This is a genomic window from Rhodobacteraceae bacterium S2214 (assembly GCA_025141675.1).
Lineage (GTDB): Bacteria > Pseudomonadota > Alphaproteobacteria > Rhodobacterales > Rhodobacteraceae > Yoonia.
Map to the genome: position 1 here is coordinate 2,417,996 of CP081161.1, position 16,560 is coordinate 2,434,555.

Sequence of the window (16,560 nt, forward strand, 5' to 3'; positions counted from 1 at the left end):
GGACGGCTAGTTGACGTTTTCGGGTCCTTCCCTCAGGTAAGACACAACCCAGACTTAGGAGACGGCAAATGGCGTGGAAAACCCTTGATGATATGGACTTTGCGGGCAAGCGCGCGTTGGTCCGCGTAGACATAAACGTGCCGATGGAAGACGGGCGCGTAACGGATACAACTCGCATTGAGCGGATTGCCGCGACTGTTGACGATATTCAGGCCGCGGGTGGCAAAGTTATCCTGATGGCTCACTTTGGTCGTCCGAAGGGTCAGGTCGTTCCTGAAATGTCGCTGGAACACATCGCAGGTGCGGTGTCAGACACGCTTGGTTTGCCTGTGACATTCGTGGATGGTGATTACGCTGATGCCGTCGCTGAAATGGAAGACGGCGACGTACTGCTGCTGGAAAACCTGCGGTTTAATCTTGGCGAAGAAAAGAACGACGAAGGCTTTGCAAAGCGTTTGGCGTCACTCGGCGATATCTACGTGAACGACGCCTTTTCTGCAGCTCACCGCGCGCATGCGTCGACCGAAGCCATTGCGAAATTGTTGCCCGCCTGTGCAGGTCGTCTGATGGCGGCAGAGCTTGGTGCGCTGGAAGCGGCCCTTGGCACGCCAAAACGTCCGGTTGTGGCCGTGGTTGGCGGCGCGAAAGTGTCCACGAAACTTGATTTGCTCGGCAATCTTGTCGGTAAGGTCGATCATCTGGTGATCGGTGGCGGCATGGCGAATACGTTCCTTGCGGCCCAAGGCATCGATGTCGGCAAATCCCTGTGCGAACACGATCTGGCGGATACAGCCCGTGATATCCTTGGCAAAGCCAAAAAGGCGGGCTGCGAAATCATCCTGCCGCGCGACATCGTTGTAGCGCGTGAATTCAAGGCTGGTGCAGACAATGAAACAGTCGCCCCTGACGCCTGCCCTGCGGACGCAATGATCTTGGACGCGGGTCCGGACACGGTGACATACATCTCCGAAGTTCTGGCGGGCGCCAAAACCCTCGTCTGGAACGGCCCGTTGGGTGCGTTTGAAATCGAACCGTTTGATCGGGCTACAAATGGCGCCGCCAAGGTAGCTGCAGCCCTGACAGAATCGGGTGCGCTGATCTCTGTTGCGGGTGGCGGTGACACCGTAGCCGCGCTGAACCAAGCGGACGCGGCGGACAGTTTTACCTACATTTCAACCGCTGGCGGGGCCTTCTTGGAGTGGATGGAAGGCAAAGTTTTGCCGGGCGTCGCGGCCCTAGACGACTAGAATACCAGTTTAGCGCTAACAGTTAGCGTAACCATAATTGCAAGGATCATCCCCCGCGCCTAATGACATTGGGTAACGGGGGTGACCCAGTCAATTGCAAGGAAATTGGTGATGCTAGACATGTCTAATCAAGCGCAGTGGGAACAGGTTCGGGCCGGCAAAGGCTTTATCGCAGCTTTGGATCAAAGTGGCGGTTCAACCCCAAAAGCACTCAAATTGTACGGCGTCACAGAAGATGCCTACAAAACCGAAGACGAAATGTTTTCATTGATCCACGGGATGAGGTCCCGCATCGTGAATGCCCCCGCCTTTACGGGCGATAAGGTCGTCGGCGCAATCTTGTTTGAAATGACGATGGACCGCCAGATCGACGGTAAGCCTGCGGCAACGGCACTGTGGGAAGATCACCACGTTGTCCCATTCCTGAAAGTCGACAAGGGCCTGTGCGATGCAGAGGGCGGCGTTCAGTTGATGAAACCGATCGACGGTCTGGATGCACTTTTGAAAAAGGCGGCTGATGCCGGTATTTTCGGAACCAAAATGCGCTCTGTTATCTCGGCGGCCAATGCTGACGGCGTTGATGCGATCGTCGCCCAACAGTTCGAGGTTGGCAAACAGATCTTGGCGCACGGTTTGATGCCAATCCTGGAGCCTGAGGTCACGATTTCTATCGCTGACAAAGCAGAAGCCGAAGACCTGCTGCTGGCCGCGATCACAAAGCAATTGGACGCCCTGCCCGACGATCAGCAAGTCATGCTGAAACTGACGCTGCCGGAAGTCGCAAACCAATATCAATCATTGGTCGACCATCCGAAGGTGCTGCGCATCGTGGCGCTGTCTGGTGGCTACAACCGTGAAGAAGCCAATACGCGTCTGGCCCAGAACAAGGGCATCATCGCGAGCTTCTCTCGGGCGTTGACCGAAGGCCTGTCTGCCCAGCAGGACGACGCTGATTTCAACAGCGAATTGTCCAAAACAATCGATGCGATCTACGCGGCCTCTGTGGCTGGCTAATGCTAGACCACGCCCACTTGCACGGCTAAGTTGCACCAAAGCAAGGGGGCGTGGTGATGCTACGATATAGTTTTGTTCTTTTGGGACTGGTGGCCTGCACGCCTGTCGAAGAACCAGTGCTGGATGGTATCCCGCCCGCATGGACGCAAGTCGCAGCGGAAGGTAGCCCAAATTGGCAGCAAAGCGATCATCCCCTGCGGGATATCCCAAAGCTTGGTACAATTCACCTGTCCATCGCGGGTGATCTTTATGATTGGGAAACGGTAGATTTCTCAACCGACGTCATCGACTTGAGCGCCGAGTTTCTGGCCGAAGGCGGCCCGATGCCCAATACGCTGTATCTGGTCGGCTATGACAGCGGCGACCGCCTGCTTGAAGGCGCAGGCCTGATCAATATCACCGCCACCTTCGCGCAAGCCGCCCCTAGCACAGGCACAAGCGCCACGCTTTTCACGGCAGGACAATTCGCGGAAGACGTCGTCGCACGCACGCAAAGCGATCTACGCGTGACCCTGACAGAGCTGACACCGGATCCGGTCGACGACATCGGATATGTCGCGGGAACCATCGCAGGCCACCTGTGTGGCGAACCGCCAAGCGCCCCCGAATGCCACTATATCACCGGCAGTTTTGCGACGCAGGCTTGGATGCCGGATTAATCCGCCATTAATTGCATGGCGGTGCATTTTTAGGATTCACAAAGTGATTCGGATGTGCGATTCTAGCGATAGATCGTCCAAAGAAGACGGCATTTTGAGGCACCGATGCGAAAACGTAGCCGCCCAGCGATGGGCACACTCCTTTCTTTCCTAGGTCTGTTGGCCATGGGTCTGTATTTCACTTTTGCCGCCGTGCAGGGTGATTACGGGGTGTTCAAACGTGCGGAAGTCACAGCAGAGGGTCGCGCGCTATCCCAAGAGCTCGCGACCCTACACGCCGAAGTGGCACGCATGGAAAACCTGACACGGCGGTTGTCGGATAACTACCTTGATCTGGACCTTCTGGACGAACAAGCGCGCGATGTGCTGGGCATGATCCGTGCAGACGAGATTGTTATTCAGTAGGTTTGGCTGGTCGTGGGATAGTTGAGCGGACAAAATGTGGCTTCGCTGCGGATGCGCCAACGGTTGCTTCTTCGGTGACTGAACCTGCCTTACAGACATATGCCCCCATATTTTGATGTCATTTCGCTGACAGCACCATCTACTTCTTCCCAAAGGATTCTCCAGATTAGCGTGCAGGGAAAACCGCTCTGTTCAAAGTTTCCATAGTTATTTTCAGCATAAACTTTAAACCCTTGCTCGCTCAACCGATCGGTGAGTTCTTCGACCGTTAATGGCATCGGGAATGCTGCCAACACTCGCCTATTAAACTCTTCGTCAGCTTCGGAGAAATTACTCGGAAGTCCTTTAGCAATTTCGGGGAGATTTGGGAGCGGCGGAAACAGAAAAAGATTTCCCCCGATGAAAATCAATGCCAATAGCGCGCCCACCCAAATAAGCAATTTCCTCAGCATTTCCGTCCTCTTTTATTGCGCAGCCCCCAAGTCTTTAGTCGATGTTGAAGGACTTTGCAGCATCTGGAAACTTTGGCTCTTCCAACATCATCACTGCGCTGATCACCAGTTGCCGGTCCGGAAATTACCGCCGTTCGCTTAGCAGCGCTTAAGCTAGTAAGAGACGGACTTTGTTACACTTTGTACATCGGTCGAAACCAACGCTTCGGAGCCAAGCCCACGCGAGAATTCATCAAGTTCCGCAACAGTCAATGAGGCCACGGGTACAGCCCTTTTAATATCGCTGAAGGGAAACCATCCTTGGTGGTTTCAGCCCATGCAAATTCGCTTGGGACAAGCTTCGCATTAACAAGATACTCAGTGCCATCTCTCTCGCTAAATATCTCATAAAATTCGGTGAAATCGTCTCCCCAAATATCAAGGTCAGTTACGATTTGGGTTTCTCGATTGAGATTTTCCAGTCAGGCGTTCCAAGAGTGCATAGTTGGTTTGACACGAAACAGACATTCGCTCTCTTATCAGTTGATCTGTAAAATCTAATAGAGCGAGCTGTTGACCATGATCCCTTCAGAATCTTGCATCAACATCTAGCCCGCTGCGCCACCGCCACCACAAACGTCTGAGTCTTCTGTGCAACGCAGTACCGAGAAAGCGGGTACTATCCCGAATATCAGGTGCGTGCCTCCCTCTGTTCACCTTTAATCAACCTGCCCCCACCATGATGGCCGCGCATTTGCCGTAGCCACACACACGAGGGGACGCAGTCTTGTGGCAGGCAAGATTGACGCACTTGAGGAGAGCAGACGTGACCAAGGCAAAAATGCCGGTCATCATTCGCCCGCTTCACGCAGCTGATCAGGCGGCGTGGTCCGGGCTGTGGACCGCCTATCTTGAATTCTACGGCACCGCTTTGCCGTCTGACATCTTTGCGTCCACCTTTGACCGCCTTTTGGGCGACGATCCGCAGGATTTTTCCGCTCTTGTCGCTGAAGTAGATGGCGAACTGATTGGCCTCGCCCATTACCTTTTCCACCGCCACGGCTGGAAAATCGAAAAGGTTTGTTATCTGCAAGATCTCTACGTCAACCCCGCCGCGCGTGGCACTGGCTGCGGTCGGAAATTGATCGAAGCGGTTTATGCCGCCGCCGACACCTATGGTGCGCCGAACGTGTACTGGCTGACCCAAGACGACAACGCCGCCGGTCGCCAGCTGTATGACCGCGTAGGTCACCTGACTAATTTCATCAAATACCAACGGCCCGCCGCATGAGCCGTCTCGCAGCCCTCAGCCTCGCCGTTCTCACGGCATGTGCACCCGTCCCGCAAGACGTCGCCGCAACCCGCGCGGCCCCGATTGCGTCCGTGTTGCCACCGGTCAAAACTTTCGCGGCTGTGCCCGTGCGCACCCCATTGCGATCAAACACCGAGATTTCGCAGGACTTTCTCGACCTGTCGTTCCGCATGGAAAGCGGCAAACAAATCCCGTTTATGACCCGTTTCGAAGGGCCGATTAATGTCCGTGTACAGGGCGAAATTTCTGACACATTGCTGAATGACCTTGATCAATTGCTTAGCCGTCTACGGCGCGAAGCGAACATCAACATCGACATGTCAGAGGCCGCACAGCCACAGATCATCGTGCAGGCCATCCCCCGTCGCGTGCTGAACGACGCGGTGCCGCGTGCAGCCTGTTTTGTTGTACCCCGCGTGTCCAGTTGGGACGAATTCCTGCGCGTCCGCCGGACCGACACGGTCGACTGGACCACGCTGACACGCCGCGACCGCGCAATTATGTTTGTGCCGTCCGATGTGGCCCCGCAGGAAATCCGCGACTGTCTGCATGAAGAACTGGCGCAAGCGCTTGGACCGCTCAACGATCTGTACCGCTTGCCGGATTCGGTGTTCAACGACGACAACATCCACAACGTACTGACCAGCTTTGATATGCTGGTTTTGAAAGCGTATTACGCCCCTGAATTGGCAAACGGCATGACACGCGGTCAAGTGGCAGAAAAGCTCCCTGCCCTTCTTGCCCGGCTGAACCCTGCGGGCAATCGCGGATCGCGGTTCCCCGAAGATGACACCAATCGCGACTGGATTGACGCCGTTCAAACGGCGCTGTCGGGTGCAGCAACACCATCGCGCCGCCGCGCAGCTGCCCAAAACGCAATCCAGATTGGCAACGCCTTCGGCTGGGGCGGCACACGTGAAGCATTTGCACATTACGCCCATGGACGTTTGCAAGTCGGGAACAATTCCGAACTTGCGCTGGCCTCTTTCAACGCGGCCGACCGCATCTACCGGTCCAATCCTGCGACACAAATTCACGCAGCACACATCGCCGTGCAACGTGCGGCATTTGCGCTCACTGCGGGGGATGCAGAGGCCGTCATCGCGCTGACAAACGGTGCAATTCCCCTCGCCCGTGACCACCAAAACGCCGCCCTGCTTGCTACGTTGATGATGTTCAAGGCCGAAGCACTTATGCTGCAAGGCAACACCACAGAGGCCGAAGCGGTGCGTCTGGACAGTCTGGGTTGGGCGCGATACGGCTTTGGTCAGGATGTATTTGTGCAGGCCCGTCTGAACGAGATCAGGGCGCTGCGCCCGCTCTAAAGGACGATTTGCGCGATGATTTACCCCCTTTCCGGCCTTCTGATTGGTGCCATTCTTGGGGCGCTCAGCGCCAAACGGCGCGGTGGCAAGATGCTTGATCTGTTGCAATGGGGCGGCGTGCTGGCGATCATGGGCGGCATCATCGGCATGTTCGCACTTGTGCTGATCGAACGCGCCAGCATCTAAACGATGTTCCTGCCCTTCTTCGAAAACCTCCGCGCGGCAAAGGTTCCTGTGACGCTGCGCGAATTTCTGGCCTTCCTCGAAGGGATGCAGGCGGGACTGGCGACCTATGATGTGGACGCGTTCTACTTTCTGGCGCGCACTGTGATGGTCAAAGACGAACGGCACCTCGACCGGTTTGACCGTGCATTCGGGGCAACCTTCGCAGGGCTGGAAAACATCACCACAGATCAGGTTCTGAACGCAGTCGACCTGCCCGCAGATTGGCTGGAAAAGCTCGCTGAAAAGCACCTGAGTGCGGAAGAAAAAGCCGAGATCGAAGCACTAGGCGGCTTTGATAAACTGATGGAAACGCTGAAGAAACGGCTCGAAGAACAAAAGGGTCGCCACCAGGGCGGGTCTAAATGGGTTGGGACAGCTGGCACGTCCCCGTTTGGCGCCTACGGCTACAATCCCGAGGGCATCCGCATCGGCCAAGACAAATCGCGCCATCAACGCGCCGTCAAAGTCTGGGACAAGCGCGAATTCCGCAATCTGGACGACACGGTTGAACTGCAAACCCGCAATATCAAGGTCGCCCTGAAACGCCTGCGGTCTTGGGCACGTGACGGGGCCGCCGAAGAACTCGACCTGAACGGCACCATCCGCGCGACGGCCGAAAATGGCTACATCGACGTCAAAACGCGGCCTGAACGGCGCAACGCCGTCAAAGTCTTGCTGTTTCTCGATATCGGCGGGTCCATGGATCCGCACATCAAAATGGTCGAAGAACTGTTTTCAGCGGCCAAATCCGAATTCAAAACGCTGCAGCATTTCTACTTCCACAATTGCATCTACGAAGGCGTCTGGCGCGACAACCGCCGCCGCTGGAACGACCAGACCGATACGCATGAAATCATGCGCACCTACGGGTCCGACTACAAATGCATCATCGTTGGCGACGCATCCATGTCACCCTACGAAATCGCCTACCCCGGCGGCGCGAATGAGCATTATAATCCCGAATCCGGCGAAGTCTGGCTGACCCGCGTCCGCGACCAATGGCCCAACCACATTTGGATCAATCCCCTGAACGAAGCCTACTGGCGTCACACCCAGTCCACCCAGATGATCCAGCAAATTTTCGGTGCAGACCGCATGGTGCCAATGACCATCGCAGGGCTCACCAAGGGGATGAAGTCGCTTGGCTAGGCGCGCCTTCCCCTTCGCTTCGCCAAAACAACTCATTCCACCGCTTGCCCTGCACGCCCCCGCACCCCATATCTAGGGCATGTTGCGCCTCGCCCCTATTTTGCTCGCCGTTCTGTACGGCCTCGCCATGTATCGCTTTTCCGTTTGGCGGACGCAGCGCGAGCTTGATCAGAAATCAACGCCGTTAACCGATCCCATGCTGCGCCAGCTCTGTGATCAGATGGCTGGTGCGTTGGATCTGAAGCAGATCAAGGTCAATATCTACGAAATTGATCCTGTAAATGGCCTCGCGTCCCCTGATGGTCGCATCTTCATCACGCGCGGTTTCTTCAACAAGTACCGCGCGGGCAAGGTGTCCGCTGATGAAATGGCCAGCGTGATTGCCCATGAACTCGGGCACGTAGCACTGGGCCATGCCCGCCGCCGCATGATCGACTTTTCCGGCCAGAACGCTGCGCGTACCGCGATTGCAATGGTGCTGGGACGGTTCCTGCCTTTTGGTATTGGCAACTGGATCGCAGGGCATGCAATGCGTCTTCTGGCGGCAGGTTTGTCTCGCAAGGACGAATTTGAAGCTGACGCCTACGCCTCTGCCCTGCTCGTGAAATCCGGCATCGGCACCGCGCCGCAGATTTCGCTATTCCATAAACTCGAAACGCTGACAGGCGCACGTGGTGCAAAAATTCCCGCGTGGATCATGAGCCATCCAAAGACCGACCAACGGATCGCGGCGATTGAAGCAAACGCTGCGAAATGGCAGACCTAGGCCGTTAGGGCTTTGCCCAAACGCGGCAGGCGTGCCTTCTTCATCAATGGCCGCATCTGCCAATCGTCGCCTGACAATCGCCGCGCCTCAGACAGCACCGCGTCGCCAACGCCGCGCACCACATCCGGGTTTTGATGGAACATTTCCACAAGATAAACGTCAGGGCTGAGCCGATCCAGATCGTTTTCGGCCAGCACATCCTTCGGGAAATCCTTGACGTTCACCGTCATAATCGCGTCGCAAGATCCAACTACAGCGGCCGTCAGCACGTGGATATCGTCCTTATCGGGCAACCAGAACTGACGCAGCTTGTCTTCGGGATAGGCCACCACAGCATTTAGAAAACGGGCAGAAACACCCGCGATTTCGCCACGCGCCAAGGTTTCCCCTTCTGGTCCGATCTTGCGTGCTGCCCGCGCCCATTCTTCCAAAATGCGTGCTGACCAGCGAACTTCGAATAGGCCCGCCTGCGCACAACCAAGCACGACTTCGCGCATGACTGTTGGGTATAGAACGCAGGTATCGACCAAGATCCTCACAGGCGGAAGAACACCGACTTCAGATAACCTGTTTCCGCCAGATGTGGCATCAACGGGTGATCAGGACCGGCAAAGCCTGTGTAAATGATCTGACCGCGACGCCCTGCACGGCCAATGCCACGCGCAGAGGCATTGCGGAATTTTGTGAGGTCCGCTGCGTGTGAACACGAACACAGCCCCAAATAGCCACCTTCAGCAACCAAAGGTGCCGCAAGGCGCGCGACACGTTCATAGGCGCGCAGGCCTGCTTCCATCGCTTTTTTCGACGGCGCAAACGCGGGTGGATCACAAATCACCACGTCGAACGTCTCGCCCTCTTCCGCCAATTTCGTCAGTACGTCAAAGGCATCGCCCTTACGCGTTGTAAACTTATCAGACACGCCCATCACCTCAGCACCTTGTGCAGCGAGATCCAATGCTGGTTGCGATCCGTCAACGGCCAATGCAGACGTCGCACCACCAGCCAAAGCTGCCAGACCAAACCCGCCAACGTGTGAAAAAACATCCAAAACCCGTGCGCCTTTGGACAGCGACGCCGCAAAGGCATGGTTCGGACGTTGGTCAAAGAACAGACCCGTTTTCTGGCCACCAATGACATCCGCCATATAGGTCGCACCGTTCATCTGTACCGGAATTGCCGCTGTGGGCGTCTGGCCCACCATCACATCGGTGCGTTCGTCCAGACCTTCCAAGGTCCGCGCACGCCCCGTTCCGTTCATCACCACGGTCGCAACACCCGTCACATCGACCAATGCCTCAACCAGCGCCTCGATATTCGCATCCGCATAGGCGGCGTTGGGCTGCACAACAGCCGTATCGCCAAAGCGGTCAATTACAACACCCGGCAGCCCATCAGCCTCGGCATGAACCAACCGATAGAACGGTTCCGCAAACATCCGTTCGCGGTGCGTCAACGCACGCTGTAGCTTCGCCGCAAACCACGCCTGATCAATCACCGCATTTTCATCGCGGTCCAACATCCGGCAGATGATTTTCGACTGCGGGTTCACCGCGACCATCCCCAACGGGCGGCGTTCGGCATCTTCAAGCCGCGCGATTGTGCCCGCCTTGATGCCTTTGGTGCGGCGGTCCATGACCACCTCGTTTGCGTAAACCCATGGAAAACCATGCCGAATTGCGCGTGCATCACCCTTCGGGTTCAGGCGCACTGTGGGGGAAGCTGTATCTGTCATACCTGCCTCCTACAGCGAAACACCGTCCCTTGGAAAGAGCCCAGCCAGACTGCGACAAAGAACACTGTTGTTAGCGCTAACAAACCCTGCTACGAGAACACCAAATCAAACGTAGAGGTGCGTCATGACACTGAACCCCCAAATCGCCGCAGTCACAGACCGTATTCGCAAACGGAGCGAAGCCACACGCGGGGCCTATCTGGATTTGATGGCAAAGGCCGCCTCTGACGGGCCGCGTCGCGGGCATATTTCGTGTAGCGGTCAGGCTCACGCATTTGCGGCAATGGGCGAACAAAAGGGTGATCTGGCAGCAGGCAAGGCCCCAAACATCGGGATCATCACCGCATACAACGATATGTTGTCCGCGCACCAACCGTTTGAAACATATCCGAACCTGATCAAGTCAGCCGCGCGCGCGGTTGGGGCCACGGCCCAAGTTGCAGGTGGCGTGCCTGCGATGTGTGACGGCGTGACTCAAGGCGAAACAGGCATGGAATTGTCCCTGTTTTCGCGTGACGTGATCGCATTGGCGGCGGGCGTCGGCCTATCCCACAACGTCTTTGACGCGGCAGTTTACCTTGGCGTCTGCGACAAGATCATTCCGGGTCTGGTAATTGCAGCAGCGACATTCGGCTACATCCCGTCCGTATTCCTGCCTGCAGGTCCAATGGTCAGCGGCCTACCCAACGATGAAAAAGCCAAAGTGCGCCAGAAATTCGCCATCGGCGAAGCCACGCGCGAAGAACTGATGGCCGCCGAAATGGCCGCTTACCATGGTCCGGGCACTTGTACCTTCTATGGCACGGCCAACACCAACCAAATGCTGATGGAATTCATGGGGCTGCACCTACCGGGCGCGTCTTTCGTGAACCCGAATACACCGCTGCGCGACGCGTTGACCGTTGCAGGCACAGAACGCGCCGCTGCAATCACAAGCCTTGGCAACGAATTCCGGCCGGTCTGCGATATTCTCGACGAAAAAACATTCGTGAACGGCCTTGTCGGCCTGATGGCAACGGGCGGGTCAACCAACCTTGTGCTGCACCTGCCAGCCATGGCGCGGGCGGCGGGTGTGATCCTCGACCTCGAAGATTTCGATGACATCTCAAAGGCCGTGCCTTTGATGGCCAAGGTCTATCCAAACGGTTTGGCGGACGTAAACCACTTCCACGCGGCGGGTGGGCTTCAGTACCTGATCAACGATCTGCTGGATGCGGGTCTGCTGCACGACGACGTGAAAACCGTCGCGGGCGACGGGCTGTCGCATTACCGCAATGAAGCCGAACTAAAAGACGGGCGCGTCAGCTACCGCGCAGGTGCGAAAAAGAGCTTGAACGAAAAGATCGTGCGCCCCGTATCCGATCCATTCGCGACGACAGGCGGGCTTGTGCAGCTTGCGGGCAACCTTGGGCGCGGCGTGATGAAAGCGTCCGCCGTGGCACCAGAACGGCACATCGTCGAAGCACCGGCAAAGGTCTTCCACACCCAAGACGCTGTTAAAGCAGCGTTTAAGGCGGGCGAATTGGCGCAAGACACAATCATCGTTGTACGTTTCCAAGGACCGCGATCCAACGGCATGCCAGAACTGCACGGCCTGACGCCGACCCTATCGATCATGCAGGATCGGGGCCTCAAGGTCGCACTCGTCACGGACGGCCGCATGTCCGGCGCATCCGGTAAAGTCCCATCCGCAATCCACGTCAGCCCAGAGGCTGCAGATGGCGGACCGCTTGCGAAAATCCAAGACGGAGACATCATCCGCCTTGACGCCACGACCGGGACCATTGATGTAGTCGGCGTCGATCTGGACACACGCGACCTTGCGGTTGCGGACCTGACTGGCAATGGAAACGGGGTTGGCCGCGAATTGTTCGAGGTCTTCCGCCAGAACGTCGGACGTGCCTCTGAAGGCGCAGGCGTTGTGGTTTAACTTTTATGCCTCCGGCGGGGATATTTGGAGCCAAAAGAAACGGGGACAAAAATTCCCGCGACACCAGCGCCTGATACTGCCGCCGCATAATACGTAACGCAGACGAAAGAGATACCAATGACACCGCAAGACGCCTCTCAAGCCGCCGCCGACATTTGCGCCCTCGCCCCTGTTGTGCCTGTGCTGGTTGTGGAAAAAGCCGACACTGCCGAAGAACTCGCAAAAGCACTTGTTGCTGGCGGTTTGCCGGCGTTGGAAGTCACATTGCGCACGCCAGCCGCGTTGGACGTGATCCGCGAGATGGCAAAAGTTGAGGGCGGCGTTGTCGGTGCTGGCACATTGTTGACGCCGAAAGACGTGGAAAATGCGAAGGCCGCGGGTGCAACATTTGGCGTATCTCCGGGTGCAACTGACAAACTGCTCGACGCGTGTGAAGCCAACGATCTACCATTGCTGCCGGGTATCGCGACGTCCTCCGAGGCGATGCGCCTGCTGGAACGCGGCTATTGGGTGCAGAAATTTTTCCCGGCCGAAGCAAATGGCGGTGCCGCAGCCCTGAAAGGTATCGGCGGTCCGATCCCACAGGTGAAGTTCTGCCCAACAGGCGGTGTGTCATTGAAGAACGCACCGGATTACCTGAGCCTGTCGAACACGCTTTGTGTTGGTGGTAGCTGGGTTGCCCCCAAAAACCTGATTGATGCGGGCGACTGGGCTGGCATCACTGCCATCGCAGCCGAAGCCGCAAAACTAACGCGCTAATCTCGCAGCTCGCCCGCCCCGTCGTTTGGCGGGGCTGGCATCCGCCAATGCGGCCGTTAGCGTTTGTGTCATCGGATGATCCAACCGCCCCGGCCCGTAAGCCGTCAGCAGCTTTTCAATGGCAGGCGTATGATCGTCGCTATTGTGGCTCAACGCCCAATCCAGAAAAATTGACCGGCATTCATAGGATGAAATGCCGTCGATGTTGTAGGCTTCGCGGATCAGACCTTTGGGGTCGAGCGGATCTCTTTCAGCCATTTAAGTCTCTCCTGCCAATAGCGCCGTTATCGCGGCATCCGCTTGTGTCGCGGCATCATCCATCTGGGTCAAGAGCGATTGCATATCCTCTGCCCCCGTTTCGCGTAGCACCACAGCACATCCGCCCACGCCGATCTGTTCAGGGTCCAGCACCCCGCCTGTCAACAAACGCGCAGCGCCCTGCACCGCTGAGAATAGACGATACGCCCGCAGGATCGCATCGGCCTGCGCGGCATCGAGCCACCCGTCCGCGACACCCGCCGCAATCTGGTCTTCCGTTGCGATAACAGCCTGACCTGCACGCAAAGCAGCCGCTTGCGCCAACAGTTCGCAATCCTGCAGACGTCCTGCACCGTTCTTGGCATCCCACGCGGCCCCGTCCCCACGTGCATCCGCGATCCGGCGCCGCATATCCCGCAGGTCTGTCATGATCCCCGCTTTGTCGCGGTGTGTGGCCACGACGACGCCCAGAAAATCCGTGATTTCAGCACACAATCCCGCATCGCCAACAATCGGTTGCGCCCGCGTAAGCGCAAGATGTTCCCACGTCCATGCTTCGTTCAATTGGTAATTCTTGAAAGCAGGCAACGATGTCGCCACTGGCCCTTGCCGTCCCGACGGACGCAACCGCATGTCCACTTCATACAACCGACCTTCGGACATTGGCGCGGAAAGTGCGGTCACCAAGGCTTGTGTCAAACGCGCAAAATACGGTCGCACGGCCAGCGGGCGTGGCCCGTCGGACATTTCGGCCTCGCCTGCATCGTAAATCACGATCAGGTCCAAATCCGACATCGCCGTCAGACGATGCGCACCCAGCGACCCCATGCCTACAACAGCGGCCCCACGACCGGGGGCGGCCCCGTGTTTCCGAGCAAATTCTACTTCGACCACTGGCATAACAGCCGCTATAGAGGCCGCCGCAAGGTCCGCATATTGCTGCCCCGCTGTGGGCGTATCGGTCAAACCGCGCAACAAATGCACGCCAATTCGGAAATGCCATTCCTTTGCCCAACGCCGCAACGCGATCAATTGCGCCTCGTAATCGGGTGCGGCCGACAGGACCTTGGTCGCTTCCACAGTCAACGCATCCGCACCCGGCCAATCGCCAAAGAACGATCCCCCCAGCACGGCGTCAAACACACCTGAATTGCGCGAAAGATATTGGGCCAAGGCAGGTGCTGTCGCTGCAATATCCACGACCAATTGGGTCAATTGTGGGTTCGCTTCAAACAACGAAAACAGCTGCACGCCTGCTGGCAGTCCCGCAAGGAAACCGTCAAACTGCGCGAGCGCCTCGTCCGGTTTTGCAGACGCCGCCAGACGGCGCATAATATCAGGCCGCAACCGATCAAAAATCGCCTGCCCGCGGTCAGATCGCAACGCGGGGTACGTGGGCCAACGGTCTGTGGTGTCTTTACCCCAATCGCTATCGTCTTCAGCTGCGACCTCGTCTGGCGCAAAGAAGCTTTCCGTCAGTTCGTGCACCGCGTCCAACCGCGTCTGAATATCCGCCCGCAGCCCCGCCACATTGCGCCCCATCAACGCCGCCAAGCGGGCAAACCCGTCATCGGTCGTCGGCAATGTATGGGTCTGCGCGTCATTAATCATCTGCAACCGATGTTCGACTTCGCGGTGGAATTCATAATGGTCGGTCAGTTCTGCCGCATTATCGTCGGTGATCCAGCCCGCTGCCGCCAAGCGCTGCAACCCTTCCACCGTTTCGCGGGTCCGCAATGACGGATCTCGCCCGCCCGAAATCAACTGTCGGGTCTGCGTGAAAAATTCGATCTCGCGAATACCACCCTGCCCCAGCTTCATATTGTGGCCTTCAAGCGATTGCGTCCCGCCCAGCCCCTTATGATCCTTGATTAGCAACCGCATATCATGGGCGTCCTGAATCGCAGCAAAGTCCAGATGCTTACGCCAGACAAACGGCCGCAACGTGTCCAAGAACCGCATCCCCGCCGCAAGATCACCACCGCAGGGGTTTGCCTTGATGTACGCGGCGCGTTCCCACGTGCGGCCAAGGCTTTCGTAATACCGTTCAGCCGTTTCCATCGAGATGCAAACAGGTGTGGACGATGCATCGGGACGCAACCTCAGATCGGTCCGAAACACATAGCCGCCCTTAGTCACATCCTGCATGATCGCCGTCATCTTGCGGGTCACGCGGATAAATGCGGCGCGGGCGTCGTGGTAGTCATCAGGGTCGAACCGCGTTTCATCAAACAGACAAATTAGGTCGATATCCGATGAATAATTCAGCTCCCCCGCGCCCATTTTGCCCATTGCGAGCGCCACCATCCCTGCCCCGGTTTCGGCATCCGCATCGACCATCCCCGGCAACTTGCCGCGTTTGATCTCTGCGGCAACCAATTGCGTGATGCATTGATGAACAGCGGCATAGGAAAAATCGGTAATGGTCCCCGTGACGGTCGCCAAAGGCCACACGCCCGACAGGTCCGCCAATGCCGTGATCAACGCAATCCGGCGTTTGGCTTGGCGTAGGTGATCTGCCAGATCAGCGGCCTGACAACCGCGCACTCCTGCCAGAATATCAGCGACCGCCGTCTCTGGATCATCCATTGCGGGGATGACCCAATCCGCTTCGCTTTTCAGCAAACCTGCAAGGTACGGACTAGACCCCGCCGTGCCCCTGACCAGATCCGCCAATCCATCCGGCAACGCATCAAACGCAGCCAAAGCATCCGCGCCCCGTTCGGCATTAAACGGATGCGGGCAACGGGTCATCCGGTCGGCGATACTCATGGGGAAGCTCTTGTCTTTAGGAAAACGCGATGATGTGTTGGAGGTCCACGCTAGGCAAGGACGTTCCCATGAGCAAGAGCTTGAAACGAGTGAAAGCAGCCCTTGAAGCGGCAGGCATCACAACAGACGTGATGGAAATGGGAGAACTGACCAAAACCGCGCAACAAGCCGCAGACGCGGCTGGGTGTCATTTGGACCAGATCGCGAAATCTGTGATCTTCCAAGGCTTGGACAGCGGTGACGCGGTCCTGTTCCTGACAGCCGGCGGCAATACGGTCGACGCGGATAAAGCCAGTCGCGTCGCAGGCGAACCGCTCGGCAAAGCGGACGCCGCGCTGATACGCAAACAAACCGGCTTTGCCATCGGGGGCGTTTCACCCGTTGGGCACCTGAACCCGATACGGGCGTTCGCGGACCCCAGATTGACGGAATTCGACGTTATTTATGCGGCAGCGGGCACGCCACGGCACATTTTTCCGATCAATCCAGATGAACTGCTGCGAATTTCAAACGCGCAACAGGCTGATTTTACAAGCTAATCCCGATTAATGTAAAAAACATTTACATTATCCCTTG

17 protein-coding genes are annotated in these 16,560 nt (G+C 57.2%); 12 read left to right on the forward strand and 5 right to left on the reverse strand.

Annotated features, from left to right (window positions below; genetic code table 11):
- Nucleotides 1-68: 68 nt before the first annotated feature.
- The 4 genes from K3729_12105 to K3729_12120 all read left to right on the forward strand — a co-directional run bounded on the left by K3729_12105 (nucleotide 69) and on the right by K3729_12120 (nucleotide 3,325).
- Entirely contained in the window at nucleotides 69-1,247 is a 1,179-nt protein-coding gene (locus tag K3729_12105) for a phosphoglycerate kinase (protein UWQ98202.1), read from the forward strand.
- 120 nt (nucleotides 1,248-1,367) lie between these two features.
- Nucleotides 1,368-2,261: a fructose bisphosphate aldolase gene (locus tag K3729_12110; GenBank protein ID UWR01038.1), complete on the forward strand. Its 894-nt coding sequence runs from the start codon at nucleotides 1,368-1,370 to the stop codon at nucleotides 2,259-2,261.
- A gap of 56 nt (nucleotides 2,262-2,317) precedes the next feature.
- Nucleotides 2,318-2,920: a hypothetical protein gene (locus K3729_12115; protein UWQ98203.1), complete on the forward strand. Its 603-nt coding sequence runs from the start codon at nucleotides 2,318-2,320 to the stop codon at nucleotides 2,918-2,920.
- 105 nt (nucleotides 2,921-3,025) lie between these two features.
- On the forward strand, nucleotides 3,026-3,325 hold the full coding sequence (locus tag K3729_12120; protein ID UWQ98204.1) for a septum formation initiator family protein: 300 nt from the start codon (nucleotides 3,026-3,028) through the stop codon (nucleotides 3,323-3,325).
- An 89-nt stretch (nucleotides 3,326-3,414) separates the two neighbouring features.
- Here the strand turns inward: K3729_12120 and K3729_12125 are convergent, their stop codons facing one another.
- Nucleotides 3,415-3,777: a hypothetical protein gene (locus K3729_12125; GenBank protein ID UWQ98205.1), complete on the reverse strand. Its 363-nt coding sequence runs from the start codon at nucleotides 3,775-3,777 to the stop codon at nucleotides 3,415-3,417.
- Between the two features lie 820 nt (nucleotides 3,778-4,597).
- On the opposite strand from K3729_12125, the gene K3729_12130 reads away from it, so the two are divergent.
- The 5 genes from K3729_12130 (at nucleotide 4,598) to K3729_12150 (ending at nucleotide 8,533) form a co-directional block, all read left to right on the forward strand.
- Nucleotides 4,598-5,047 carry a GNAT family N-acetyltransferase gene (locus K3729_12130; GenBank protein UWR01039.1) on the forward strand — a complete coding sequence of 150 codons (450 nt, stop codon included), beginning with the start codon at nucleotides 4,598-4,600 and terminating at the stop codon, nucleotides 5,045-5,047.
- The gene (locus K3729_12135) at nucleotides 5,044-6,393 is read left to right on the forward strand and encodes a DUF2927 domain-containing protein (protein ID UWQ98206.1); all 1,350 of its coding nucleotides are present in this window, start codon (nucleotides 5,044-5,046) and stop codon (nucleotides 6,391-6,393) included. The genes K3729_12130 and K3729_12135 overlap by 4 nt, the downstream gene beginning before the upstream one ends.
- 15 nt (nucleotides 6,394-6,408) lie before the next feature.
- A complete protein-coding gene (locus tag K3729_12140; GenBank protein ID UWQ98207.1) occupies nucleotides 6,409-6,579 on the forward strand; it encodes a hypothetical protein in 171 nt (56 codons plus the stop codon).
- A 3-nt stretch (nucleotides 6,580-6,582) separates the two neighbouring features.
- The gene (locus K3729_12145; protein UWQ98208.1) at nucleotides 6,583-7,767 is read left to right on the forward strand and encodes a VWA domain-containing protein; all 1,185 of its coding nucleotides are present in this window, start codon (nucleotides 6,583-6,585) and stop codon (nucleotides 7,765-7,767) included.
- A gap of 79 nt (nucleotides 7,768-7,846) precedes the next feature.
- The gene (locus K3729_12150; GenBank protein UWQ98209.1) at nucleotides 7,847-8,533 is read left to right on the forward strand and encodes a M48 family metallopeptidase; all 687 of its coding nucleotides are present in this window, start codon (nucleotides 7,847-7,849) and stop codon (nucleotides 8,531-8,533) included.
- Here the strand turns inward: K3729_12150 and K3729_12155 are convergent.
- Together K3729_12155 and K3729_12160 are read right to left on the reverse strand one after the other, a co-directional pair.
- Nucleotides 8,530-9,072, reverse strand: a complete 543-nt coding sequence (locus K3729_12155) for a PIN domain-containing protein (protein ID UWQ98210.1) — start codon at nucleotides 9,070-9,072, stop codon at nucleotides 8,530-8,532. The genes K3729_12150 and K3729_12155 overlap by 4 nt on opposite strands.
- The gene (locus K3729_12160; GenBank protein ID UWQ98211.1) at nucleotides 9,069-10,265 is read right to left on the reverse strand and encodes a class I SAM-dependent rRNA methyltransferase; all 1,197 of its coding nucleotides are present in this window, start codon (nucleotides 10,263-10,265) and stop codon (nucleotides 9,069-9,071) included. The genes K3729_12155 and K3729_12160 overlap by 4 nt, the downstream gene beginning before the upstream one ends.
- A 124-nt stretch (nucleotides 10,266-10,389) precedes the next feature.
- Here K3729_12160 and edd point away from each other — a divergent pair, with 124 nt between their 5' ends.
- Together edd and eda are read left to right on the forward strand one after the other, a co-directional pair.
- Nucleotides 10,390-12,195, forward strand: a complete 1,806-nt coding sequence (gene edd, locus K3729_12165; protein ID UWQ98212.1) for a phosphogluconate dehydratase — start codon at nucleotides 10,390-10,392, stop codon at nucleotides 12,193-12,195.
- A gap of 117 nt (nucleotides 12,196-12,312) precedes the next feature.
- Nucleotides 12,313-12,954 carry a bifunctional 4-hydroxy-2-oxoglutarate aldolase/2-dehydro-3-deoxy-phosphogluconate aldolase gene (gene eda, locus K3729_12170; GenBank protein ID UWQ98213.1) on the forward strand — a complete coding sequence of 214 codons (642 nt, stop codon included), beginning with the start codon at nucleotides 12,313-12,315 and terminating at the stop codon, nucleotides 12,952-12,954.
- Here the strand turns inward: eda and K3729_12175 are convergent.
- A complete protein-coding gene (locus K3729_12175) occupies nucleotides 12,943-13,212 on the reverse strand; it encodes a hypothetical protein (GenBank protein ID UWQ98214.1) in 270 nt (89 codons plus the stop codon). The genes eda and K3729_12175 overlap by 12 nt on opposite strands.
- Nucleotides 13,213-15,984 carry a glutamine-synthetase adenylyltransferase gene (locus K3729_12180; protein UWQ98215.1) on the reverse strand — a complete coding sequence of 924 codons (2,772 nt, stop codon included), beginning with the start codon at nucleotides 15,982-15,984 and terminating at the stop codon, nucleotides 13,213-13,215.
- A 68-nt stretch (nucleotides 15,985-16,052) separates the two neighbouring features.
- Here K3729_12180 and K3729_12185 point away from each other — a divergent pair, with 68 nt between their 5' ends.
- The gene (locus K3729_12185) at nucleotides 16,053-16,523 is read left to right on the forward strand and encodes a YbaK/EbsC family protein (protein ID UWQ98216.1); all 471 of its coding nucleotides are present in this window, start codon (nucleotides 16,053-16,055) and stop codon (nucleotides 16,521-16,523) included.
- Nucleotides 16,524-16,560: the final 37 nt, after the last annotated feature.

What these genes read in the sequence shown, in the direction of transcription:
- K3729_12105 (UWQ98202.1), top strand. Translation starts at nt 69, where the DNA reads ATGGCGTGGAAAACCCTTGATGATATGGACTTTGCGGGCAAGCGCGCG.
- K3729_12110 (UWR01038.1), top strand. Translation starts at nt 1,368, where the DNA reads ATGTCTAATCAAGCGCAGTGGGAACAGGTTCGGGCCGGCAAAGGCTTT.
- K3729_12115 (UWQ98203.1), top strand. Translation starts at nt 2,318, where the DNA reads ATGCTACGATATAGTTTTGTTCTTTTGGGACTGGTGGCCTGCACGCCT.
- K3729_12120 (UWQ98204.1), top strand. Translation starts at nt 3,026, where the DNA reads ATGCGAAAACGTAGCCGCCCAGCGATGGGCACACTCCTTTCTTTCCTA.
- K3729_12125 (UWQ98205.1), bottom strand. Translation starts at nt 3,777, where the DNA reads ATGCTGAGGAAATTGCTTATTTGGGTGGGCGCGCTATTGGCATTGATT.
- K3729_12130 (UWR01039.1), top strand. Translation starts at nt 4,598, where the DNA reads ATGCCGGTCATCATTCGCCCGCTTCACGCAGCTGATCAGGCGGCGTGG.
- K3729_12135 (UWQ98206.1), top strand. Translation starts at nt 5,044, where the DNA reads ATGAGCCGTCTCGCAGCCCTCAGCCTCGCCGTTCTCACGGCATGTGCA.
- K3729_12140 (UWQ98207.1), top strand. Translation starts at nt 6,409, where the DNA reads ATGATTTACCCCCTTTCCGGCCTTCTGATTGGTGCCATTCTTGGGGCG.
- K3729_12145 (UWQ98208.1), top strand. Translation starts at nt 6,583, where the DNA reads ATGTTCCTGCCCTTCTTCGAAAACCTCCGCGCGGCAAAGGTTCCTGTG.
- K3729_12150 (UWQ98209.1), top strand. Translation starts at nt 7,847, where the DNA reads ATGTTGCGCCTCGCCCCTATTTTGCTCGCCGTTCTGTACGGCCTCGCC.
- K3729_12160 (UWQ98211.1), bottom strand. Translation starts at nt 10,265, where the DNA reads ATGACAGATACAGCTTCCCCCACAGTGCGCCTGAACCCGAAGGGTGAT.
- edd (UWQ98212.1), top strand. Translation starts at nt 10,390, where the DNA reads ATGACACTGAACCCCCAAATCGCCGCAGTCACAGACCGTATTCGCAAA.
- eda (UWQ98213.1), top strand. Translation starts at nt 12,313, where the DNA reads ATGACACCGCAAGACGCCTCTCAAGCCGCCGCCGACATTTGCGCCCTC.
- K3729_12175 (UWQ98214.1), bottom strand. Translation starts at nt 13,212, where the DNA reads ATGGCTGAAAGAGATCCGCTCGACCCCAAAGGTCTGATCCGCGAAGCC.
- K3729_12180 (UWQ98215.1), bottom strand. Translation starts at nt 15,984, where the DNA reads ATGAGTATCGCCGACCGGATGACCCGTTGCCCGCATCCGTTTAATGCC.
- K3729_12185 (UWQ98216.1), top strand. Translation starts at nt 16,053, where the DNA reads ATGAGCAAGAGCTTGAAACGAGTGAAAGCAGCCCTTGAAGCGGCAGGC.